Below are 23,874 nucleotides of genomic sequence, written 5' to 3'. Positions count from 1 at the left end.
ACCGCTCCCAGAGGATTTTTATTCTCGCGCGCGAGGATCGGGGCATTGCAGCGGCAAATCAACCGGCGCGCGCCATGAACCACATCCGCTCCGGAGCGATCAGCCCGAAAGGCGCGGTGTCCTCGGGGTGCGCGCCCGCATCGCGATGACCAGTCCGATCATGCCGAGCGCAGCGCCGGCAGCGGCGAGCAGGCTCCAGCGATAGCCCTCGAACAGGGTGGACAGCACCATCGCCACCACCGGCACCAGCACGCTGCTATAGGCCGCGCGCGCCGCGCCGATATCGCGGATCAGCGCGAAATACATCGGGAAGGTGACCACCGACCCCATCAGCCCGAGATATACAATGCCGCCGAGATAGGCGGGGCGGCTTTCGAACACCGGCGCGCCATAGAGCGCCCAGCCGAGCACCGCGTTGCCCAGCGCGCCCCACAGCATCGCCCAGGCGAGCAAGCTGAGGATCGGCATCGCCTTCACCCGCTCGGCCGATTGCATGACATTGGCGATCGAGGCGCACAGGATCGCACACAGCGCGAGGCCCAGCCCCTTCATGACGTCCGACAGATCGGCGGGCATCGCGCGATATTCCTGCACGAACAGCAGCGCGATCCCAGCCAGCGCCACTGCCGTGCCGATAATGAACCCGCCCGCAATCCGCGCACCGAGGAAGATGCGCGAGAGCAGCGCGTTGGGCACCATCAGCATCGCGAACAGCACCGCGAGCAGGCCCGAAGTGATATAGGCTTCCGAGCGGTAGACGAAGTTGAAATTGGCCGAGAACTGGAACAGCCCCAGCGCCAGCGCGATCAGCTGACCCTGGCGGTCGAGCCGCAGCGGTGCCTTGCGCCACCAGGCGAGCGCGAACATGCCGATCGCCGCCACCGCAAAGCGATAGCTGACCGACCATGTCGGCGGAACGCTGGAAATCTGGTCCTTGATCACCAGCCAGGTCGAGCCCCAGATCAGCGAGACGAGCAGGAACGGCACCAGCACCCGCGCCGAGAGCATCGACGGTTCATCGTGAGCGTCTGACGCAGAGGCGGGCGCGCTGCTTGCCATCAGAGCGCGGCGATGGCGGCGGCGAGCGGAGCGACGGTTTCGGCATCCTGATCCCAGGCGGTGACGAAGCGCGCCTCGCCGCCCTCTGCCGTCATCTCGCCCCAATCATAGAATTCGAAGCCCTGCGCGCGCAGCGATGCCGCCTCGGTCGCGCTCAGCTTCACGAACACTTCGTTGGCCTGAACCGGGTAGAGCAGCCGGTCGCCCGCCGCCTCTGCAATCGCCTGCGCCCCCGCATTGGCGGCGCGCGCATTGGCGAGCCACAGGTCGTCCTCGAGCATCGCCAGCAGCTGGGCAGCAAGGAACCGCCCCTTGGATTGAAGCTGCCCGGCGCGCTTGCGCAAATAGGGCAGCTCGCGCGCGAGGCAATTGTCGAACACGATGATCGCCTCGGCGTTCATGCCGCCGTTCTTGACGCAGCCGAAGCTCAGCATGTCGACGCCTGCGCGCCAGGTGATATCGGCCGGATCCACCTCGGTCGAGGCGATGGCATTGGCGAAGCGCGCGCCGTCCATGTGCAGCTTGAGCCCGCGCGCCTTGCAGACCTCGCCGATCGCGGCGACCTCCCGGGGCGAATAGGTCAGGCCATATTCGCTGGCATTGGTGATCGATACGGCGGCAGGCTGAACCTGGTGGACATCGTCACGGATCTGGCTCGCGACGCGCGCCACCTCGTCCGCGCTCAGCTTCGCGCCCTCGCCATCGGCCAGGATCAGCTTGGCCCCGTGCATGAAGAAGCCCGGCGCGCCACATTCGTCCTGCTCGATATGCGCCATGCGGTGGCAGATCACGCCCTTGTGCGGCGGGCACAGGGCGGAGAGCGCAAGCGCATTGGCCGCCGTGCCGGTCGCCACCCACAAAGCCTTGACCCGGGTGCCGAACAGCTGGCTGAACCGGTCGTCGAGCGCCTGGCTGAGCGCATCGCCGTCATAAGGCGAATCGAGCCGGTTGGCAGCGGCGATGGCGTCCATCACGCGCGGGTGAACCGCGGCGGCATTGTCGGAGAAGAATTTCATGGCCGCGTGTGGTAATGCCGCGCGGGCCAAGGTCAAGCGGCTGAAATGTCAGAACCGGTGGTTCCAGCTCAGCGCGAACGACAGCCCGTCATCCTGCACGTCGCGGCTGCCGGTGACCGGCGCATCGATCAGTGCTGCGCCATAGGTCAGCCGCGCCGAGAGCGAGGGCGAGGGCGTCCAGCTAAGCGATGCGCCGATGCTCGCGATCTCGCCCGGCTGCGGCTGGAAGGCGCGCGTCGCGTTGCGCATCACCGCGCCATCGACGAAGACCGAGGGGGTGAAGCTGCCCCAGCGCAGCCCCAGGGCGCCAAGCGCACCCGATCCGATCGTCACCGGCCGCGCCAGCTCGACCGATCCGATCACACCGCGATCGGCGAGCACCAGGCTCTCGCGATAGCCGCGCACGGTGGCACTGCCGCCCGCGACGAAACGCTCGCCGGCATAGAGTATGCCGGTGCCATATTGCCCGGCGAGCCGCGCGCGCAGCTCCCAGCCCTTGTCGCCCAACCGCCGCGCATGGCTGATCTGCCCCGAAAAGCTGCGGAAGCGCGGCGAGGGTGCGGCGATGCCGACAATGTCCGATCGGCTGCCCTCGATGCCTTGCGTGAAGCGCGCCTGCGCGATCCACACCGTGCCCGAGCTGCGCCGCGTCCATTCCATGCCGAGCCGGAGCGCCGAATATTCGGCGAGCCCCCGCACCGATCCGGGGCTGAACGAAAAGGGCTCGCCCAGCAGGAAGGTGCGCGTCTCGCGATGGATCACGCCGGTGCTCAGCGTCACCGACTGCGCGCTGATCTCGGGCGTGCCGTCGAGCGCGGCGGGGCTCAGCGGGCGCTGCCACACGGTCAGCGCGAAGCCGCCTTCGACGAACCAGTCGCGCGCGCGGATCAGAAGGTTACGCAAGGGCGCATCGACCACCGCCGCGCGGTTGTATCCGCCGCGCGCCTCGATCCGGAGCGCAGGGTGGAGGAACGGGGCGGCATAATCGACCTGCGCATCGGGGCGACCCGCCGTGAGCCCGGCGTCGAACGCGATACGGTCGCCTGCGAACAGCGCGTTGCGCATGGCCAGACCGCTGCCGAAGCGCCAGCCTCCGACCGCCGGAGACCTGCTGTTGGCAACGCTCGCGGACACCGCAAAGCGCGGTGCGGGATCGATCAGCAAGGCGAGCCGCGCCTCGCCGGGGCGCGCGCCGGGCTGGAGATCGGCCTTGACCGTGGCGATCGCATTGTCGCTCGCCAGGGTCCGGAAATCGCGCTCGATCGCAAGGCCGTTGAGCGGGATCGCGCCTGCCGAGGGCATGCGGCGCAGCACATAGGCGTCGCTGAGCCCGCGCTGCTTGCCGTCCTGCCATTCGACCGTCGCGCCGCCGCCGCTCAACCTGCCCGCCACCAGCCGCAGCACCAGCGGCGATGCGCCCGCCGGATCGCTCATCGGATCGATCAGCACGCCCGAATTGACATAGCCGTTGCGGACATAGGCCAGGCTGATCTGCTGCACCGCCGCTGCGATCCGGTCGAGCGGAACCGGCGCGCCGACCAGTCCGTTGGCTCTCGCCTGTTGCCGCACCCACTCCCCGTCGAGCCGCTCGCCCTTTGAGTACCGCACGACAAAGCCGCCGAAATCGAGGCCAGTGCTGTCCGCCGTCGCGATCGCGGCGATGTCGGGCTCGGCCTGCACCTCGACCGCGCAATAGGTGACGATGCCGCTCGCCGCCGCATCGGGTGAGGGCGCGCAAGCGGGTGCAGCGCCCTGCAGCACCAGCGCGAGCATCAGGCTCAACGGCAAGCTCCCGAAGGCGCCACGTCAAGCGCATCGAGCGCGAGCGGGCCGACCTGATCGATGGCAAGGCGGCTCACCGACCCGCTGCTGCGCGCCGCGCGGCACTGGCCCGCGAGCACGCCTGCCGCATCGCCGAAGCTGATATCGGGCGTGTCGATGCCGCTGCTGACATTGCCGACCTGGCTGTCGACGACCAGATCGCCATCGACCAGCAGCAGGTTGCTGTTGTCGGCCGAACGGATGAAGAAATCGGTTGCAAGCTGCACGTTCGCGCCGCGCTGCTGGCCCAGCGCCTCGATCCGCGCGCCATCGGCGATCAGGGCATAGGGACGGCTGATGCTGATGCGCCCGCCGGTGCCGGGTCCCGACGAGGTGGCGATCGCAGCAGGCATCGCACCGCCTGCTAGCCTGAGCAGCCCGGTTTCGGGCAGAAGCAGATCGATCTGCCCGGCAGCGCCGGTCAGCGCGCTGGTGGTGATCGTGCCGCCCGGCCCCAAGGTGATGCGCGGTGCGCCGATGCTGATATTGCCCGCCGCTCCGCCGCTGCTGGCGGTGTTCGTGCTGGCGATACGACTGCCCTGACCGGTGACAAGCAGCTCCTCCTCCGCCGCAAGTGCGATGCCGCCCGCCGTGGTGGCATTGGCCGAGCTGGTGGTCACTTCCGCACCGTCGCTGAGCATGATCTGGCGGGCAATGAGCGCCACCGTGCCCGCCTGGCCCGGCGCGAGATCGCCAGCATCCGAGCTGACGCGGCTACCCCGGCCCATCATGATGCGGTCGGCGACCACGGTCACCTCACCGGCTGCACCAAGGCCCTCGGTCGCGGTGGAGATCGTCCCGCCGTTCATGGTCAGGGTACCAGTGGTTGCAATGAGCACGCGGCCCGCGCGTCCGGGGCCAGGCAGTTCTCGCAACGAGGGAATGAGATCGGGATTGGCCTCGAAATCCTCGGCGCTGGGCGGCACCAGCAGCTTGCGCGCCGCAGAGCTGATTTCCGCCTCGCCCGACAGCGCGATCCGCCCCGCCGAGATCACGATATCCCCGGCATTGCCGAGGCTCGAGCTCGAGGTGGTGATCGACGTGATCCCGTCCATCTCCAGACTGTCAGTTTGGATCAGTATCCGCCCGGCATTGCCGGTATAATCGGCAAGCCGCGTGAATTCCTGCGCGCGCGGCAGCTCGGTTTCGGACGAGATGCTGGGTCCGCCGAACCCGTTGTTGATCAATCGCAGCGTGCCCGCCCGGATCGCGATCGCGCCCGCATCGCCCAGCCCCTGGCTGATCGACTGGATGCCGCCGATCCCGCTCAGCTCCAGCAGGCCCGTGACCGTGATGCCGATGGGTCCCGCTGCGGTCGCACTGTCGGTACTGGTCGAGATGAGGCCGATGCCGACCGCCATGCTGTTCGCGCGGATGGTGATGCTGCCCGGACCTGATGCCGTGCTCGACGAGCTCGAGGCGAGGATTAGCCCCTGGCTTGCCATTTCGAGCCGATCGACATCGATCAGGATGTTGCCGGTCGTGCCGGTCGGCATGAACGCCCCGCGCGCCTGGAACAGCGTGGTCGAAAGCAGCCCCGTATTGGTCAGCCGCAACAGACCGCCGCGCACCTGGATGTCGCCGACCGAGCGCCCCGGCGCGGACAGACCGGTCGCGGTGACGATGCCTTCGTCGATCTCGATCCGGTCGCCTTCCAGAAAGATCGTGCCGCCGCCGCCCGCCAGCCGGCTTTCGGTGCGGATGGCACCCGCTTGCCGCACGACAATCTGCCCGGCCCGGATACGGATATCGCCGCTGCGCTCGGCCAGGCCCTCGATGCCGCTGACGCGCAATTCGCCGCTGACAAGATCGACAAGATCGGCGCGCAGGTTGATGGCGGGCAGCGCGCCCGCGCTCGCGGTCACGCCAATCTCGCTAAAGGTATCGAGCGTGATCGTGCCTGCCACCAGGTCGATGCGGCCATCGTCCTGCAGCAGAATGCGGCTGTCATTGAGCGAAATCCGCCCGCCGCGCAGGCCCTGGTCGGGTGCGGCGGCAATATCCAGCGCGCCCCTGTTCTGGCCGACGGCGCGCAGGCTCGCTTGCGCCGCAAACAGGCTGCTGCTTTCCATGACGATATCGCTCGCCGACAGCGCGATGCGCCCGGCACCGACACCGCGCGCCGCCGCATCGCCCGGGCCCGCGCTGGCTCGCAAGGTTATTGGCGCATTGCCGCCCAGAAAGCCGAAGCGCGCAGGTTCGGCCATGCTGAAGCTCGAGCCCGATGCGGTGCCCGAGACCAGCATCGTGCCATCGGCAAAGCCCAGTTGCTGCGCGGTCGAGAAATGCGCTGTGCCGCCGACATCGATGGCAGCACCATCCCCGAACATGATGCCTGCAGGATTGAGGAAGAAGAAATCCGCGCCCGGCATGGCACTGGTGTCGATCGTGCCTGCAATGAACGAGGTTTCTCCGCCGGTGACCCGATTGATGACGTTGCGGATAGTGAGCGCATCGCTGGCGGTCCAGCGCGCGATATCGCCGGGGCCGAGGTTGAAGCGGGTGAAGCTGTGGAACAGATTGTCGCCCGCGCGCACGCCGCCGCCGATCGTCGTCACCGCGCCTTCAGTGGTTGCAGTGGTGCCGGTGGACAGTTGAGGCAGCGTGTCAGGGGTAATCGTGGTCGGCGGCGCGCCTGCGTCCTGTGCAAAGGCCGGAATGCAGACCAGGGCCAGCGCGGCGCATCCGGAAAGCCAGACCCTCATCGCCAGCTCCCCACCAACGTGAACGCGCTCCAGATGCCGGGATCGGTCCATTGCCCGTCACTGCCGCGCGCCAGCTCGATCTGCGCGAGTTGCAGCGAACGCGCCCGGCCCTCGCCTGCGCGATAATGCCGGTAGAACGCCTCCATCAGCGCCGCCGTGCCCGCATCGCTGACCTCCCAGAGCGAGGCGAGCGCGCTCGCCGCGCCCGCCTCGACTGCCGCGCCCGCCAGCCCCATCGCCTGGTCGTCATCGCCCACTGCGGTCTCGCAGGCGCTCAGCACCAGCAGTTGCAGCCCCTGGCCGCGCAAGCTGTTGGCGCTCAGCATCGCGCGCAGCTCGGGCAGGCTGATCGCCTCACCATTGGCGACGACGAACGAACGTTCGGTGCGCCCGTTGAACGCGGCATGTGTGGCCAGATGCAGCACGCTCGCCGGACGCTTCGCGAGCGCCGCCGCGAGGTCCGCACGGTCGAAATCGGCGAGCAGCACGCCATCGCGCCCCGCCGCCATTGCTGCTTCGGACGCGGTGCCTTCCAGCCGGGTGAAGCGGCCGACCGGCAGGTCGAGTTCCTTTTCCAGCGAGGCGGCGATGATCTCGGGATCGGTATCGCGCGTGCCGGGCGCGGCAAAGCTGAGCGCAGGCACGACCGCGAGCCGCGCCCGCTCCATCAGGAACGTGCCTTGCGCATCCATCAGCGCGGCAAAGCTGATCTGGCGCAAGGGGCCATCGGGCACGACGATCAGCGTCGCGTCCGGCCCGAGCAGCGGCATCATCGGCCCGATCAGCGCGGCATGCAGTTCGCGCGAGGCCGCCTCCCAGTCGCTGCTCGCGCCGCTGAGCGAGGCGGTCATGCGCTGCGCCAGCGCGCCAATGCTGGCGCGATTGCGGCTGCGATCGGGCGGCATCCGGCGATAGCCGCGCGACCTGTCGTCGCCGGTCGCATAAAGCAGCTCGATCCGGTCCTCGAGCAGCAGCGGATAAAGCAGCACCTCGCCCGGCTTGAGGTCGGCAGGGGTGACCGGGTTGCGCAGCGGCACGCATTCCGCGCCCAGGCTGTTCTGCAGTTCGGCGCTGCGATAGGCCTCGGCGATGCGCTGCGCCTGGTCGAGCGTGCCGGTATCGCTGCCCGTCACCGCGAGCGTGGTGCCGATCGCGCGTTCGAACACCGGGCGGACGAGCAGGTCGAACCGGCTCTCCTCGGTCAGCGGATCGACCGGCATCAGCACCGGGCGCACCCGTTCCAGCGCGCGATAGGCGGCGATGACATGCTCGCCCGCGCGCTCGGGCTCGGGCTCGGCATCGGCGAGCAGCAGCGCATATTGCGGCAGGTTCTGCGGCAGAGCCTTCTGGCTCTCGAGGAAGATCGCGCGGCGGATCGCGGCATGCGCCGCCTGGCGCTTCCCCTCAGCCAATGCGATCCGTCCCTGCAGCGCCGCGAGCGTCGCCGCATCGCCCGCGCCCTGACGTGCCAGATCGGCATAGAGTTCGACCGAATCGCGAACCATATCGGTTGTACACAGCCCCGCATCGCATGCCAGCATCACGAGCGCGCGGTGGAGCGCCGCGCGTTCGGCGGGCCTGTCGACCCGCGCCGACGCCGCCAGCCCCAGCGCGATGCGCGGCGCGATATCGGCCTTGCGCGCCTTTTCCAGCCGCGCCAGCCGCAGCGCCGACAGAGCAATCAGCGCGGGATCATCGGCCTTCACTGCGCGGTCGAGTGCGCAGGCAAAGGCGGCTTCCAGCCTGCGCCTCTGTCCCTCGATATCGGCAGGCGCGCAGCCCTGCGGTGCAGGCGCCAGTGGTGCCGACGCGGCCGAGCGCCGCCGCGTGCCCGGTGCGGCCGGTGGCGCGCCGCCCGCCAGCGCCAGCGCCGCCTCCCACGCAGCGCGCGCGGCGAGCACTCGGTCGCCCGCCTGCTCGGCCAGCGCCTGGGCGGTGCGCAGAAAATCCTGTGCGCGCGCCTGGCTGCCCGATCGCGCGCGCCGCATCGCCTCGCCTGCGACCAGGCAATATTCGGCCAGTTGCGCAGCGCTGCTGCCCCCGTTCTGCGCCGAGAGAGTGGAGGGAGGGTGATCGCCAGGGGCGAGCAGCAATTCGAGCGCCGCGTCTGCGCCGTCATCACCACCGCGCAACAGGCTGCGCGCCCGGCTGGCACGCTCGCTCGCCAGCGGCAGTGCAGCAGCGGGAAGATCGAGCACCGGCCGATCGCACAGGGTGATCGCATCGGGCAGGCGCGCCTCGGCTGTTCCTGGCGCGGCCAGGGCATATGCAACTGCCAATATCCCGATGCCCGCCATGATCGCCCCTGCCTGGTAACGGCTTGCAGGATAACCGGATTTTCGCTCCGAATGAACGCCTAATGCGAACCTTCGCCGAGCAGACCCTTAAGCCGATAGAGCGCATCGAGCGCGTCGCGCGGGCTCAGATTGTCGACATCGAGCGCCTGGAGCGCCTCGCGCAGTTCGTCCTTGGCCTCGGGCTCCCTTGCGACAGCGGCGGCGAACAGCGGCAGATCGTCGAGCCCCGCCGCCAGCCCCCCGGTCGCCTCTCGCCCGGCCTCGAGCTTCGCCAGCACCGATTTCGCGCGCGCGACCACCACCGGCGGAACGCCCGCCAGCTTGGCGACGGCGAGGCCATAGCTGCGATCCGCCGGGCCATCGGCGACCTCGTGCAGCAGCACCAGATCGCCCTTCCACTCGCGCGCGCGGACATGGTGCAGCGACAGCGCGTCGAGCCGCCCGGCGAGCCGGGTCAGCTCGTGATAGTGCGTCGCGAACAGGCAGCGGCAGCGGTTGCTGTCATGCACCGCCTCGGCAATCGCCCAGGCCAGCGCGAGCCCGTCATAGGTCGAGGTGCCGCGCCCGACCTCGTCGAGGATGACGAACGAGCGGTCGGTCGCCTGGGATAGGATCGCGGCGGTCTCGACCATCTCGACCATGAAGGTGGAGCGGCCGCGCGCCAGATTGTCCGATGCGCCGACGCGGCTGAACAGCCGGTCGACAATGCCGATCCGCGCCGATCGGGCGGGCACGAAAGCGCCTGCCTGGGCGAGCAGCACGATGAGCGCGGTCTGGCGCAGGAAGGTCGACTTGCCGCCCATGTTGGGGCCGGAGACGAGCCACAGCCGGTCGCGTTCGGACAGGTTCGCGTCGTTGGCGACGAACGCTTGGCCGGATTTTCGCAAAGCTGCCTCGACCACCGGGTGCCGCCCGCCCTCGATCGCGATCTCGGGCGCCTCGGTGAGTTCCGGGCAGCAATAATCGCCCTCCGCCGCCATCTGCGCATGACCGCAGGCGACATCGATGCGTGCGATCGCGGCGGCGGTGCGCGCGATGCCGTCACGCGCGGCGATGACTTCCTCGCACAAACCTTCGAAATGCGCTTCCTCCGCCGCCTGGGCGTGCGTTCCCGCCTGCGCGATGCGCATCGCCTCTTCGTGAAGCGCGGGCGAATTGAAGCGCACTGCGCCCGCCATGGTCTGGCGATGGGCAAAGCCGCTATCCGCCTTCATCAGCGCATCGGCGCGCGCGGCGGGCACCTCGATGAAATAGCCGAGCACCGCATTGTGCCGGATCTTGAGCGCCTGCACCCCGGTCTGCGCCTTGTAGTCGGCTTCAAGCGCGGCGATCGCGCGGCGGGCATTGCCGGAGGTATCGCGCAGCGCATCGAGCGCGGCATCATAGCCGCGCGCGATATAGCCGCCCTGTTGACGCTCGGTCGGTGGGCTCTCGACCAAGGCGCGCGTCAGATGCTCGACCAGCGCGCCATGGCCCTGCATGTCGGGCAGCAGGCGCTTCAGCAGATCGGGCAGGTCGGCAGCCTTGCCGAGCCGTTCGCGCAACGTCCGCGCCGCACTCAGGCCATCGCGCAACTGACCAAGATCGCGCGGGGAACCGCGCCCGGCGACGACGCGGCCCAGGGCGCGGGCCAGATCGGGGATCGCCTTCAGCGCCTCGCGCACGCTCTCGCGCAGCAGCGGATCGGCATGGAACCATTGCACCAGCGCCAGCCGGTCCCGGATCGCAGCAATATCGGTCAGCGGCGCGCCGAGATCGCTCGCCAGCAGCCGCGCGCCCGCGCCGGTCACCGTGCGGTCGATCGCATGGACCAGCGAACCGACCCGCCCGCCCTGCTGCGAACTCAGGATCTCGAGACTGTCGCGCGTGGCGGCATCGACCGCCATATGCTGCGCGACCTCGTGCCGGCGCGGCGGCGCGAGGAACGGCATTTGCCCGCGCGAGACATGCTCGAGATAGGCGAGCAGGCCGCCTGCCGCCGCCAGCTCGGCGCGGCTGAAGCTGCCGAAGCCGTCGAGCGTCGCGACGCCGAAATGCGCCTTCAGTCGGCGCTCGCCTTCCAGGCTGGAGAAATCATGGCCGGGGCGCAGGATCGCGGTCTCGGCGAACGGGTCGGCGCGGTCCGATTGGACGAGTTCGCTCGGGGCCAATCGCGCGATCTCGGCGGAAAGATCGGCAGCGCTCGCCTGCATCAGCTCGAACCGCCCAGTCGAGATATCGCACATCGCCAGGCCATAGCCGCCCTCGGCACTGGCGAGCGCGACCAGCCGGTTCTCGCTGCGCGAATCGAGCAGCGCCTCTTCGGTCAGTGTGCCGGCGGTGACGAAGCGCACGATCGCGCGCTGCACCAGCGCTTTCGATCCGGCGCGCGCCTTGGCCTCGGCGGGCGTTTCGGTCTGCTCGGCGATGGCGACGCGGTGGCCCGCCTTAATCAGCCGCGCGAGATAGCCCTCCGCGCTGTGCACCGGCACGCCGCACATCGGCACCGGATCGCCGCCATGCGCGCCGCGCGAGGTCAGCGCGATATCGAGCACCGCAGCCGCGGCCTTGGCATCATCGAAGAAAAGCTCGAAGAAATCGCCCATCCTGTAGAACAGCAGGCAATCGGGCGCCTCGGCCTTGAGCGCATGATATTGCGCCATCATCGGCGTTGCAGCGGGATCGGAAGAGGCGCTCATCGGCTTTCCGTTACCCGAGCCGGAAGCGCCACGGAAGCGCGAGTTTTCCCCAGAACGGATCAAAACCCAAATCCTCCCCCAGCAAGCTGGGGAAGGATTTTAAGGTTGCTTACGCCGCGACCAGCAGCTTCGCCTTCACATCCTCGGCGACGAACGCCGCGCAGCGTTCGCCGATCATGATGCTGGGCGCGTTGGTGTTGCCGCTGACGATCTTGGGCATGATGCTGGCATCGGCGACATAGAGCCCGTCCACCCCGCGCAGCCGCAGGCGCGGATCGACCACGCTGGCCTCGTCCGATCCCATGCGGCAGGTACCGACCGGGTGATAGACGGTGTCCGCGCGGTTGCGGATCAGCTCGTCGAGCGCGGCGTCGTTGTAGAGATCGACCGGGTGACGATCGACCGGATCGTAATCCGACATCGGCTGCGTCTCAAAGATGCGGTGCATGAAGCGCACCCCTGCGCGCAGCACTGCCATGTCACGTTCGTCCGCCAGGAAGTTGGGGTCGATGCGCGGCGGTGCGGCGGGATCGGCGCTGTTCAGCGTCACCGTGCCCTTGCTTTCGGGGCGCAGCACGCAGGCATGACAGGAGAAGCCATGGCCCTTCACATTCTCGCGACCATGATCCTCGAGCACGGCGGGGACGAAATGGAACTGCACATCGGGCGCGGGCGCATCGGGCATCATCTTCCAGAAGCCGCCCGCTTCCGCCCAGCAGGTGGTGAGGATGCCAGTGCGCTTGCGGCGATGCTCCAGCACCGCGCGCGCCATGCGGGTGACCCCGGTGAGCGAGCTGCCGAAACTGTCGGTCGATTTGGTCGCGAATCCCGAGACATAATCGATATGATCCTGCAGGTTCGCGCCGACCTCGCCGCGATCGACCAGCACCGGGATGCCGTGCTCTTTCAGCATGCCGCCCGGGCCGATGCCGGAGAGCTGCAGGATCTGCGGCGATCCGAACGCGCCGGCAGAGAGCACCACAGCGGCGCGCGCGAACACCTGCACCACTTTTCCAGCGCGTTCGAACTCGACGCCCTTGGCTCGGCCGTTCTCGACGATGATCCGCCGCACCAGCGCATGCGTGCGCACGTCGAGATTCGCGCGGTCCGCCGCCGGCTCGACATAGGCGCGCGCCGCGCTCCAGCGTTCGCCGTTCTTCTGCGTGGTCTGGTAGATGCCGAAGCCTTCCTGCTTCGCGCCGTTGAAATCGTCGTTCAGCGGCAGCTGCAGCCGCCGTGCCGCCTCGACAAAGGCGTGGCTTCCCGGGTTCGCCCATTTCTGGTCGACCACCGAGAGCGGGCCATCGCCGCCATGATGCGCATCGAATTCGTGCGACGAGCCATAGCGCGCATTGCCTTCCGATTTGCGGAACCAGGGCAGCACGTCCTTGTGGCTCCACCCGGTCGCTCCAAGCGCTTCCCAGTTGTCGTAATCCCAGTGGTTGCCGCGAATATAGACCATCGCGTTGATCGCCGAGGAGCCGCCCAGCCCCTTGCCGCGCGGCTGATAGCCGGTGCGGCCATTGAGCCCCGGCTGCGGCACAGTCTCGAACTGCCAATTGGTGTTCTTCGGCAGGAAAGGCATGAAGCCGGGGGTCTTTACCCGCACGCCCTTGTTGCGCCCGCCCGCCTCGATCAGACAGACCGACAGCGAGGGGTCTTCCGTGAGCCGCCCGGCGACCGCACAGCCTGCGGACCCGCCACCGATCACGATGATGTCATATTCGCTCATGCTCTCTCCCATTTTCGTTCTTGGTGCCGATCACGGCAGGGTATTCAATCGCCTCCGCTGGATGACCACCAGATGACCGGCCTCGTCGCTCTCGACCCCGGCAATGTGAAACCCAGCCGTCAGATTGACGATGATCATGCGATTGTTGCTGGCGCGGGTGCGCGTTTCAACGAAGTCGTAGCCTTGCGCCGCCGCCCATTCATGCTGGACCTGCATCAGCCGCGCGGCGATGCCCCGGCCGCGCGCTTCGGGAACGATGCCGCCGAGCCAGGAATAGAGCAGGCTGGGCCCGCGCCGATAGCCGATCTTGAAGCCCAGGACCGCGCCATCATCACCGTGCGCGACGTGCAGCACCGGATCGGCCAGCAGCGGCAGACGGCGCGCGAGATAATCGGGATCGAAGCTGTCGAATATCCGGGCGCACAAGTCGGCGAGCATGGCTTGCTGGCCTCTCACGCTCGCCCCTTCGAAAAGGGTGATAGCCGGCTCGTCGCCCCCGCGCGCCATGCGCCTATTCCGCCGGCTCTAGAGTGACATCGCCGGTTACGCGCGATGGCAACTGCCGTCCCTGCCGCGCGGCCCAGGCGGCCTTGATGCTGTCGCTGGTCTCGCGGCTGTTGTCATGGCTCCAGCCAGGCGGACGGAGCAGATAGGCAAGCTTGTTGCTGAGCCCCGGCGCCGACCACATGTCGCGCGCGATGCCCACCCATTCGTGAAACGCCGCCCAGAGCAGGTTGAAGCTGCCCAGCTGCTTGACGATGCCATAGCGGATTGGCTCGTCGTCGCGCTCGGGCACGAAGGTGCCGAACATCTTGTCCCAGACGATGAACACCCCGGCATAGTTCGAATCGAGATAGCGCGGGTTGATCGCGTGATGCACGCGGTGGTGCGACGGCGTGTTCATCACCGCCTCGAACCAGCGCGGCATCCGCTTCACCGCCTCGGTATGGATCCAGAACTGGTAGATGAGATTGATGCCGCCGCAAAAGGCGATCATCAGCGGGTGGAACCCCAGCCAGAACAGCGGCAGGCTGACCAGCAGCCCCGGCGTGAAGAACCCGGTCCAGGTCTGCCGGAGCGCGGTCGACAGGTTATAATGTTGGCTGGAATGATGGATGACATGCGCCGCCCACATCCAGCGGACGCGGTGGCCGAGCCGGTGCACCCAGTAATAGGCGAAATCGTCGAACACGAACGCGATCGGCCAGGCCCACCAGACGAAACCGATGTCGAACAGGCGATACTGGTACACCCAGAAAGCGATCGCGAGGGCAAGGCCCCCGGTCAGCGCACCCGCCACGGTGCTGCCCAGCCCCAAGGCGAGCGAGGTCAGCGTGTCGCGCGGTTCATAGGCCCTGCGGTCGCGGCGGCGCACCCACCAGATCTCGACCAGCATCAGCAGCACGAAGGCCGGGATGGCAAGCTCGGTCGGATTGGGCAGGTCTGGAATCATTGCAAAAGCTTGCTTACATCATTGTCAGCAGCCTGTCAGCATCCTGTTTTGACAGAGCGAGTGAAACATGTCCGAAGCGCGGATCGCCGGTTTCGACTTTCCAGCCCTCGCTGCAACGGTGCGCGCGCAGCGGCTTGGGCAGCACGCGTCCGGCGCAATGCGCGCCATGGCGCTTGAGGATGACGACGCGGCCATCGGTGCCTTCGACGAGCGCCGCCTCGCCATCGTTCGACATCAGCACCGGCCCCGATTCGAAGCCCGCGATCTGCTCCTCGGCGATGCGTGCGGCGTCCGCGGCATCGCCGATCCGGTTCTCGCCCAGCTGGAGCAGCCAGACCAGGCCCGCGACCGCCAGGATCGCGGCGAGCGAAGCGAAAAGCAGCATCAGGTTCATCGGCCATCGTCCCCTATGGCGCCGGTTCTGTGTCCGGTCGGGGTGCAGGATAGCACCGCAGGCGCACGCATGAAAAGGCCGGCAAAGCGCGGCAGGGCTTGATTTGTGCAGCGGGGCATGACAGCGGCTCGCGGACATTTTTCTCGCATATGTGGAAGACCGGGCCGTGGCCGATATTGAACAATTGCAGCAGGATTATCTGGCGCGCATCGCCACTGCCGATCTTGCCGCGCTGGAAGACATCCGCATCGCAGCTTTGGGCAAGCAGGGCGCGATCACCGGGCTGCTCAAGACCCTGGGCGGCATGAGCCCCGAAGAGCGCCAGGAACAGGGCCCGCGCATCAACGGCGCGCGCGAGGCGGTCACTGCCGCGATCGCCGCGCGCAAGGACGCGCTGGAAAGCGCGGCGCTCAACGAACGGCTCGCCGCCGAAGCCATCGACCTTACGCTGCCGGTCGCGCCCTCGCCCCAGGGCTCGGTGCACCCGGTCGCGCAGGTGATGGACGAGCTGGCCGAGATTTTCGCGGATCTGGGCTTTGCCGTGGCGACCGGCCCCGAGATCGAATCGGGCTGGTACAATTTCACGGCGCTCAACATGCCCGAGACGCATCCGGCGCGCGCGATGCACGACACCTTCTATTTCCCCGATACCGGCCCCGATGGCGAGCCGATGCTGCTGCGCACGCATACCTCTCCGGTGCAGATCCGCACGATGATGGCGCAGAAGCCGCCGATCCGCATCATCGCGCCGGGCCGCACCTATCGCAGCGATTCGGACGCGACGCACACGCCGATGTTCCACCAGGTCGAAGGCCTGGTCATCGACAAGGGCATTACCATGGCGCATCTCAAATGGACGCTGGAGACCTTCGTCCGCGCGTTCTTCGAGCGCGATGATATCGTGCTGCGCCTGCGCCCGAGCTATTTCCCGTTCACCGAGCCCTCGGCCGAGGTCGATGTCGGCTTCACCGTCGAAAAGGGCAAGCGCGTGATCGGTGGCGATCCCACCGGCCTCAATGGCGGCTGGATGGAGATCCTGGGCAGCGGCATGGTCAACCCGAAGGTGATCGAGCATTGCGGGCTCGATCCCGATGAGTGGCAGGGCTTTGCCTTCGGCTGCGGCATCGACCGCCTGGCGATGCTGAAATACGGCATGGACGACCTGCGCGCGTTCTTCGATGGCGATCTCAGGTGGCTGAAGCATTACGGCTTCTCGTCGCTCGATGTCCCCACGCTGAGCGGAGGAGTCGGCGCATGAAGTTCACCCTCTCCTGGCTGAAAGAGCATCTCGACACCGATGCGAGCCTCAATGAAATCACCGACCGGCTGACCGCGATCGGGCTCGAGCTCGAAGGCGTGGAAAACCCCGCCGATGCGCTGCGCCCGTTCCGCGTGGCGAAAGTGCTCGAGGCCGGCCCCCATCCCAATGCGGACAAGCTGCGGCTGCTCAAGGTCGATGACGGTTCGGGCGAACCCTGGCAGGTCGTGTGCGGCGCGCCCAATGCAAGGCAAGGCCTGGTCGGCGTGTTCGGCCCGCCGGGAACCTATGTCCCCGGCCCCGCCTTCACGCTGAAGCCCGCGAAGATCCGCGATGTCGAGAGCTTCGGCATGATGTGCTCGTATCGCGAGCTCGAGCTCGGCGAGGACCATGACGGCATCATCGAGCTGCCCGAGGACGCGCCGGTAGGCACCAGCTTTGCCGATTATGCCGGGCTCGACGATCCGGTGATCGAGGTCTCGGTCACGCCCAACAAGCAGGACTGCATGGGCGTGCGCGGCATCGCGCGCGATCTCGCCGCATCGGGCATCGGTACGCTGAAGCCGCTGTCCGAGGTTTATCGCAGCGGTGTCGATCCGGTCAAGGGCAGCGGCGAAGCGCCCGATGTGCGCACCGACGATAGCGCCGGTTGCCCGGCCTTCTATGCGCAGAACGTCTCGGGCCTGAAGAACGGTGCAGCGCCCAAATGGATGGCGGACCGGCTGAAGGCGATCGGGCAGAAGCCGATCTCGGTGCTGGTCGATATCACCAATTTCGTCTCGATCGACCTCGGCCGCCCGCTGCACGTCTATGACCGGGCGAAGCTTTCGGGCGGGCTGGTCGCGCGCAAGGCGAAGGACGGCGAGGAGGTGCTCGCGCTCAACGGCAAGACTTACGCGCTCGACACCAGCATGACCGTGATCGCCGATAGTGCCCAGGTGCACGATATCGGCGGCATCATGGGCGGCGAGGATTCGGGCGTGTCCGACGACACCACCGACGTGCTGATCGAATGTGCCTATTTCGACCCCGAGCATATCGCGCGGACCGGTCAGAAGCTGATGCTGACCAGCGACGCGCGCCAGCGGTTCGAACGCGGGGTCGATCCGGCGTTTCTCGAACAGGGCCTGGCCATCGCGACGCGGCTGGTGCTCGAGCATTGCGGCGGGACGGCGAGCCCGGTGACCCGATCGGGCAGCGCGCCGGTCAAACCGCGCACGGTCGCCTACGACCCCGCCTATTGCGCGGCGCTGGGCGGAATCGAAGTGCCCGCCGACGAGCAGCGCGCCATACTGGAGCGGCTGGGCTTCGGTATCGACAGCAGCGCTACGCCCTGGACGATCACCGTCCCGAGCTGGCGGCGCGATGTCGCGGGCAAGGCCGACATTGTCGAGGAAGTGGTGCGCATTACCGGCATCGACGCGATCCCGTCGACCCCGCTGCCGCGCCTGCCCGGCGTGGCCAAGCCGACCGCCAGCCCCGCGCAGCTTCAGGAGCGGCGCGTGCGCCGTCTCGCCGCCGCGCGCGGCCTCAACGAGGCGGTCAACTGGTCGTTCATCTCGGACAAGGAAGCAGCCCCCTTCGGCGGTGGCGACTGGGTGCTGGCCAACCCGATCAGCGAGGACCTGAAGGTCATGCGGCCTTCGCTGCTGCCCGGTCTGCTCTCGGCTGCCAAGCGCAATCTCGATCGTGGCGCGGGCTCGGTGCGGCTGTTCGAACTCGGCCGTCGCTATTTCAAGGCCGAGGACGGCACCAGCCTCGAACGCACCACGCTCGGCATCGTGTTGGCGGGCGACAAGACCCCGCGCGACTGGCGCAGCGGCAAGGCGCAGGCCTTCACTGCGCATGACGTGAAGGCCGAGGTGCTGGCATTGCTCGATGCCGCAGGAGCCCCGGCGGCCAAGCTGATGGACTTCGCCCCCGATTCCGCAGGCCCAGGCGATCACTATCACCCGGGGCAAGCGGCGACGCTGCGGCTGGGGCCGAAGAACGTGCTCGCCGCGTACGGCACGCTGCACCCCTCAACCGCGCGCGCGTTCGGCTTCAAGCCGGTGCACGGGCCGGTGATGGTGGCCGAGCTGTTCCTCGACACGATCCCGCTGAAAGCCCGCGGCTCGGCGATGCGCGAGGCCTATGCGCCGCCTGCGCTGCAGGCGGTGACGCGCGATTTCGCCTTCCTTGTAGATGCCAAGCTGGCGGCGGGTGATCTCGTGCGCGCGGTGAAGGGCGCGGACAAGAAGCACATCACCGACGCGCGCGTGTTCGACAGCTTTGCAGGCCAGGGCGTGCCCGAGGGCAAGCTCTCGCTCGCGATCGAGGTGACGCTGCAGCCGGTGGACAAGAGCTTCGGCGACGATGAGCTCAAGGCCATCACCGATGCGGTGGTCAAGTCGGCGGCCAAGCTCGGGGCGGAGCTGCGTGGCTGACCTGGTCACGCTGCGCTCCGACGCGCTGACCGCCAGCATCCACCCGCTGGGGGCGGAGCTGTGGTCGCTCAGGGACGCAGAAGGCCGCGAGCTGATGACCGATGCCGACCCGGCCTTCTGGTCGGGCCATGCGCCTCTGCTCTTCCCGATCGTCGGCGCGCTGGCGGATGACCAGTATCGTCTGGGCGAGCGCCGTTTCGCCATGGCGCGACACGGCTTTGCCCGGCGCTCGGAATTCGCTCTGGTCGATGCGGACGACGCTAGCGCGCTGTTTCGGCTCGAAGCGAACGGAGCCAGCCGCGCGCAATATCCGTTCGACTTCCGGCTCGATATGGCCTTCGCGCTGACCGGAACCACGCTCGCCATGACCGCGACGGTCAGCAATCGCGGCGACACCCCGATGCCGTTCAGCTTCGGCTATCACCCGGCGTTCGCCTGGCCGCTTCCCTTTGGCGGGGCGGCGGAGGATCACCGGATCGTGTTCGACCGCGATGAGCCCGGCCCGATCCGGCGGCTTGGTCCTGCGACCGGCCTCGTCGCCCCCGATCCGCAGCCCAGCCCGGTCAAGGGCAAGGTTTACGCGCCCGCTCATGCCGATTTCGAGGCCGATGCGCTGATCTGGGACCAGCTTGCCAGCCGCTCGCTGACCTATGGCGTGCCCGGCCAGCCGCGGCTGCGCATCGATTTTCCCGACACGCCGATGCTCGGCATCTGGCAGAAGCCCGGCGCACGCTTCCTGTGCATCGAGCCCTGGGCCGGGATCGCCGACCCGCTGGGCTTTACCGGCGATTTTGCCGACAAGCCCGGCGTGATGACGCTGGCTCCGGACGCGCAGCAGCGTTTGCGGATAGATGTGACGCTGGAACAACCGGTATCGTTATGAAGGCGTCGCTGCCACCGCGATGGGCAATGATTTGCTGGGCACTGCTCATTTTTGGATTGATAGGCTTTCTCTCATGGGCAGGGCGTGAGGGCAAAGTGAAGCAGATTTCCCAAGCACAACCAGTTCTCTATGTTCAGTCCAGTCTGCAAAGCCACGAATTGGCCGAATGCATTTCTCAGCGTTTTCCGCTGACTGATCGTCGGTTTTCGATGGTCGATAATAATGCTCGGCATGTCCGGCGCTGGAATGAAGCAAGGGGTGTAAGGATCGACATCATTGATCGTGGTTCTTCCCGACTTCTGGAGATTGCCACGCCCAAGGGACGAAAGCTGCGTAAGCAGGAGCGCAACGCGATCCGCGAATGCGCTGCTGGTGGGTGACAGATCATTCTGTCGGCGTTAGGGGCCCAAGAATGACCGCTCTCAACCGCCGCACCTTCGCCATCATCTCGCACCCTGACGCGGGCAAGACCACGCTCACCGAAAAGCTGCTGCTTACCGGCGGCGCGATCCATCTGGCGGGTGAGGTCAAGGCGCGCGGGGCGGCGCGGCGTGCGCGGTCGGACTGGATGAAGATCGAGCAGCAGCGCGGCATCTCGGTCACCTCCTCGGTGATGACCTTCGAGCGGCAGGGCATCACCTTTAACCTGCTCGACACGCCGGGGCACGAGGATTTCTCCGAAGACACCTATCGCACGCTGACCGCGGTCGATTCCGCGATCATGGTGATCGATGCCGCCAAGGGCATCGAGCCGCAGACGCGCAAGCTGTTCGAGGTCTGCCGGTTGCGCTCGGTTCCGATCATCACCTTCGTCAACAAGGTCGATCGTGAGGGCCGCGACCCGTTCGAGCTGCTCGACGAGGTCGCCGATGCGCTGGCACTGGATGTCTGCCCGATGAGCTGGCCGGTCGGCATGGGCGGCCAGTTCGAGGGCGTGTACGATTTCGCCCGAAACCAGCTGATGCAGCCCGAAGGCCCGTCGCGCGAATACGACGGATCGGTCACGCAGCTTTCCGGTCTCGATGATCCGGCGCTGGCCGACAAGCTTTCCGCGCAGGCGCTCGAACGGCTGACCGAGGAAGCTGAGCTCGCCCAGGGCGGCTATGCCAGCTTCGACCTCGAAGCCTATCGCCATGGCGACCTCACCCCGGTCTATTTCGGCTCGGCGCTCAAGCGCTTCGGCATCGAGGAGCTGATCGACGCTATCGCGACGCACGCCCCGCCGCCGCGCAGCCAGCCGGCCGAGCCCGAATCGGTCGACCCCACGCGCAAGGACGTGACCGGGTTCATCTTCAAGGTGCAGGCAAACATGGACCCGCAGCACCGCGACCGCATCGCGTTCATGCGGCTGGTCTCGGGCACGTTCAGGCGCGGCATGAAGCTGGTGCCCTCGGGCCATGGCAAGCCGATCGCGGTGCACTCGCCGATCCTGTTCTTCGCGCAGGACCGCGAGCTCGCCGACGAGGCGCTGCCCGGCGACATTATCGGCATTCCCAATCACGGCACGCTGCGCGTCGGCGATACATTGTCCGAGAAGAACGACGTGCGCTTCACGGGCCTGCCCAATTTCGCGCCGGAAATCCTGCGCCGCGTCCAATTGAAGGACCCGACCAAAACCAAGCAGCTGCGCAAGGCGCTCGACGATCTGTCCGAAGAGGGCGTGATCCAGGTCTTCTATCCCGAGATCGGCAGCCAGTGGATCGTCGGCGTGGTCGGCCAGCTGCAGCTCGAGGTGCTGATCAGCCGGCTCGAGGCCGAGTACAAGGTCGAGGCGGTGCTCGAAATGGCGCCGTTCGATACCGCGCGCTGGCTGAACGGCCCGGCCGAGGCGCTGGAAGCATTCAAGCGCATCTCGATGAACAACATGGCCAAGGACCGCGACGGCAACCCGGTGTTCATGGCGCGCTCCGCCTGGGATGTCGGCTATCAGCAGGAAAAGAACCCCGAGCTGACCTTCAGCGCGACGCGCGAGCGCTAAACGGGTGTTGCAACCGCCATGACCCGCGCTAAGGCAGGTCCATGGCGTCGCGCACCAAGGTTTCTCCCGACACGATCAAGCATATCGTCGAAGAGGCGAGCACCATCGCCATGGCCGCATTCGCGCGCGCGGGCGGCGACCTGCAGGTCTGGGACAAGGTGCCCGGCGAGCCGGTGAGCGAGACCGATCTGGCCGTCGACAACTTCCTGCGCGAGCGGCTGGGCGCGCTGGTCCCGGATGCGGGCTGGCTGTCCGAAGAGACGGCGGACGACACCGCCCGGCTCGATTGCGGGCGCATCTGGCTGGTCGATCCGATCGATGGCACCCGCGATTTCGTGCGTGGGCGCACCGGCTGGGCGATCTCGGTCGCCTTGGTCGAGGATGGGCATGTCGTGATGGGCGTGCTGGCCGCCCCGGCGCGTAACGAATACTGGATCGGCGCACGCGGACGCGGCGCGTTCCTCAACGGCAAGAGGTTGAAGGCGAGCCGCCGCACCGATTTTCCCGGATCGCGCGTGCCGACCGACAGCCTGCCCAAGGCGGATATCGACCTGACGGTGGTGGAAAAGCCGAACAGCATCGCGCTGCGCATGGCGATGGTCGCCGACGACCGCGCCGACCTGCTCGCGACGCTGCGCTGGGGCTATGAATGGGATATCGGTGCCGCGGCGATCATTGCCGAAGAGGCGGGCGCGCGGGTCACCGATGCACTGGGCGGCGAACTGCGCTTCAACAAGCCGCGCGCCAATGCGTTCGGGGTGCTGTGCTGCGCACCGGGCATTCACGCCGCCGCTGTCGAGCGGTTGCGTGAACGCGCGGTGCGATTGTCGGCGGGCGGAGGCTAGCCCTCTGCCGATCCCTGCTGTTTCTCCGCCTCGGCATAGGGCGTGGTGAGATACAGGCCCGTCGTCCCGATCAGCGTTAGCACGATGAACCCAGCCTGGGTGAGGCTGATCGACTGGCGGAACACCAGCCAGCCGATCACCGCCACTGCCACCACGCCGACGCCCGACCAGATCGCATAGGCGATGCCCATCGGAATACGGGTGAAGGCAAAGGCGAGCAGCCAGAAGCACAGGCCATAACAGCTCATCGAGGCCATGCCGAACAGCGGCTTGGCAAAGCCCTGCGAGGCCTTGAGCAGGCTGGTGCCTGCAATCTCGCAGAGTATGGCCAGCGCCAGCAGCACCCATGCATTCATTATCCGCTCCTCCTCATTCCGCCATGGGCAGGGCGATCGCGTCCCCGGCCAGCATCCGCGCCGCTGTCGCCTGCTTGATGAACGCCCAGACCTCGGCATCGAAGCCGGGATCGGCCTGGACCGGCCAGTTGGCCATGTCGTCGTACATCTTCATCGTGCCGGTCCACATGGCGGGCGTGGCGACATCGGTGAATGGCTTGAGCAGCGCGAACCAGCGCTGGACGAACGCTGCTGCCGCCTCTCCCGCCGGATCCATGGGCATGGCCGCCTTGATCTCATCGCCCAGCGCCTTCCATTGCGCGGCATAAGCGTCCTGATCGAAATCCTCGCCCAGCGCGCCCATCTTCTCGCCCCACTCGGCCCGCTCTTCCGGGGTAAAATAGCGGTCGGTCACCGCCTTCCATTGGTCCTGTGACATGCTCGTACTGTCCTGTTGTTCGGTGCGGATCAGCGAGCAGAAGGTCTCGGCATCGATGGGCTCGCCGCGATCGATGCGTGACTTGACGGAAATGAGCAGCGCCTGCGCCTCGGATATGCGGCGCGCTTGGGCCTCCAGATGGTCGAGCTGCGCGGTGATGAGACCGTGAAGATCGATCCGCCGGTGCGCGGTCAGCCGCTGGATCTGCGCGAGCGTCAGCCCCGCCTTCTTGAGCGAGAGGATGAGGTTCAGCCGCTCGAGCGCCGCCGCATCATAACGCCGCCGCCCCGAGGCGGTACGCAACGGCTCGACCAGCCCCCGCGCCTCATAGAAGCGCAGCGCGCGGGCGGTAAGACCGGTGAGCCGGGTAACGGCGGCAATGTCGAGCGAATCAGCCATAAGCGGCTTATGCCACTTGACGTAAGGTCAGCTTCAAGCGGAATTTCGGGAGGCAGCATAAGGCCGCTGCCGTGAGTGGGAGGGGAGAGCGCTGGCATTATCGGGTCACGTCCGTCAATGAGGTGTAATTTGGGGTGTGGTCACCGGGCTGCATGG

At 67.3% G+C, this 23,874-nt stretch carries 18 protein-coding genes; 6 read left to right on the top strand and 12 right to left on the bottom strand.

From position 1 onward, the window contains the following. Positions 1–99: 99 nt before the first annotated feature. From AX735_RS01570 to AX735_RS01525, 10 genes are all read right to left on the bottom strand, one after another. Entirely contained in the window at positions 100–1,008 is a 909-nt protein-coding gene (locus AX735_RS01570) for an EamA family transporter (RefSeq protein WP_231749980.1), read from the bottom strand. A 50-nt stretch (positions 1,009–1,058) separates the two neighbouring features. Beyond that, on the bottom strand, positions 1,059–2,075 hold the full coding sequence (locus tag AX735_RS01565; protein ID WP_066274546.1) for a threonine aldolase family protein: 1,017 nt from the start codon (positions 2,073–2,075) through the stop codon (positions 1,059–1,061). A gap of 48 nt (positions 2,076–2,123) precedes the next feature. Next, positions 2,124–3,848: a ShlB/FhaC/HecB family hemolysin secretion/activation protein gene (locus tag AX735_RS01560; RefSeq protein ID WP_231749981.1), complete on the bottom strand. Its 1,725-nt coding sequence runs from the start codon at positions 3,846–3,848 to the stop codon at positions 2,124–2,126. Positions 3,849–3,853: 5 nt separating this feature from the next. Next, positions 3,854–6,601 carry a two-partner secretion domain-containing protein gene (locus tag AX735_RS01555; protein WP_066274542.1) on the bottom strand — a complete coding sequence of 916 codons (2,748 nt, stop codon included), beginning with the start codon at positions 6,599–6,601 and terminating at the stop codon, positions 3,854–3,856. Then, positions 6,598–8,898, bottom strand: coding sequence for a CHAT domain-containing protein (locus AX735_RS01550; protein WP_066274539.1), 2,301 nt, complete (start codon positions 8,896–8,898; stop codon positions 6,598–6,600). Before AX735_RS01550 ends, AX735_RS01555 begins: the two co-directional genes overlap by 4 nt. Before the next feature lie 59 nt (positions 8,899–8,957). Beyond that, complete coding sequence (mutS, locus tag AX735_RS01545; protein ID WP_171007830.1) at positions 8,958–11,543, bottom strand: DNA mismatch repair protein MutS; 2,586 nt, start codon at positions 11,541–11,543, stop codon at positions 8,958–8,960. A gap of 142 nt (positions 11,544–11,685) precedes the next feature. Further along, the gene (locus AX735_RS01540) at positions 11,686–13,308 is read right to left on the bottom strand and encodes a GMC family oxidoreductase (RefSeq protein WP_066274568.1); all 1,623 of its coding nucleotides are present in this window, start codon (positions 13,306–13,308) and stop codon (positions 11,686–11,688) included. A 30-nt stretch (positions 13,309–13,338) separates the two neighbouring features. After that, positions 13,339–13,764, bottom strand: coding sequence for a GNAT family N-acetyltransferase (locus AX735_RS01535; RefSeq protein ID WP_171007829.1), 426 nt, complete (start codon positions 13,762–13,764; stop codon positions 13,339–13,341). 55 nt (positions 13,765–13,819) lie between these two features. Beyond that, complete coding sequence (locus AX735_RS01530; RefSeq protein WP_066274565.1) at positions 13,820–14,758, bottom strand: sterol desaturase family protein; 939 nt, start codon at positions 14,756–14,758, stop codon at positions 13,820–13,822. A 16-nt stretch (positions 14,759–14,774) separates the two neighbouring features. After that, entirely contained in the window at positions 14,775–15,155 is a 381-nt protein-coding gene (locus AX735_RS01525; RefSeq protein ID WP_066274525.1) for a hypothetical protein, read from the bottom strand. Between the two features lie 166 nt (positions 15,156–15,321). On the opposite strand from AX735_RS01525, the gene pheS reads away from it, so the two are divergent. Genes pheS through AX735_RS01500 form a run of 6 tightly spaced genes read left to right on the top strand, consistent with a single transcriptional unit; the run spans position 15,322 to position 22,545 of the window. After that, positions 15,322–16,413, top strand: a complete 1,092-nt coding sequence (gene pheS, locus AX735_RS01520; protein WP_066274560.1) for a phenylalanine--tRNA ligase subunit alpha — start codon at positions 15,322–15,324, stop codon at positions 16,411–16,413. After that, positions 16,410–18,839, top strand: coding sequence for a phenylalanine--tRNA ligase subunit beta (pheT, locus tag AX735_RS01515; protein WP_066274524.1), 2,430 nt, complete (start codon positions 16,410–16,412; stop codon positions 18,837–18,839). Before pheS ends, pheT begins: the two co-directional genes overlap by 4 nt. Then, a complete protein-coding gene (locus tag AX735_RS01510; protein WP_066274521.1) occupies positions 18,832–19,722 on the top strand; it encodes an aldose 1-epimerase family protein in 891 nt (296 codons plus the stop codon). The genes pheT and AX735_RS01510 overlap by 8 nt, the downstream gene beginning before the upstream one ends. Continuing rightward, complete coding sequence (locus AX735_RS24800) at positions 19,719–20,102, top strand: hypothetical protein (protein WP_137776005.1); 384 nt, start codon at positions 19,719–19,721, stop codon at positions 20,100–20,102. Before AX735_RS01510 ends, AX735_RS24800 begins: the two co-directional genes overlap by 4 nt. 32 nt (positions 20,103–20,134) lie before the next feature. Beyond that, positions 20,135–21,700: a peptide chain release factor 3 gene (locus AX735_RS01505; protein WP_066274519.1), complete on the top strand. Its 1,566-nt coding sequence runs from the start codon at positions 20,135–20,137 to the stop codon at positions 21,698–21,700. Positions 21,701–21,741: 41 nt separating this feature from the next. Beyond that, on the top strand, positions 21,742–22,545 hold the full coding sequence (locus AX735_RS01500; RefSeq protein WP_023839072.1) for a 3'(2'),5'-bisphosphate nucleotidase CysQ: 804 nt from the start codon (positions 21,742–21,744) through the stop codon (positions 22,543–22,545). Here the strand turns inward: AX735_RS01500 and AX735_RS01495 are convergent. Together AX735_RS01495 and AX735_RS01490 are read right to left on the bottom strand one after the other, a co-directional pair. Beyond that, the gene (locus AX735_RS01495) at positions 22,542–22,901 is read right to left on the bottom strand and encodes a DMT family transporter (protein WP_066274516.1); all 360 of its coding nucleotides are present in this window, start codon (positions 22,899–22,901) and stop codon (positions 22,542–22,544) included. The genes AX735_RS01500 and AX735_RS01495 overlap by 4 nt on opposite strands. Positions 22,902–22,914: 13 nt before the next feature. After that, complete coding sequence (locus AX735_RS01490) at positions 22,915–23,718, bottom strand: MerR family transcriptional regulator (protein WP_066274514.1); 804 nt, start codon at positions 23,716–23,718, stop codon at positions 22,915–22,917. Positions 23,719–23,874: the final 156 nt, after the last annotated feature.

The sequence above is a fragment of the Blastomonas sp. CCH1-A6 genome (assembly GCF_001556365.1).
GTDB lineage: Bacteria > Pseudomonadota > Alphaproteobacteria > Sphingomonadales > Sphingomonadaceae > Blastomonas > Blastomonas ursincola.
This window is presented reverse-complemented; position numbering and strand designations above follow the sequence as displayed.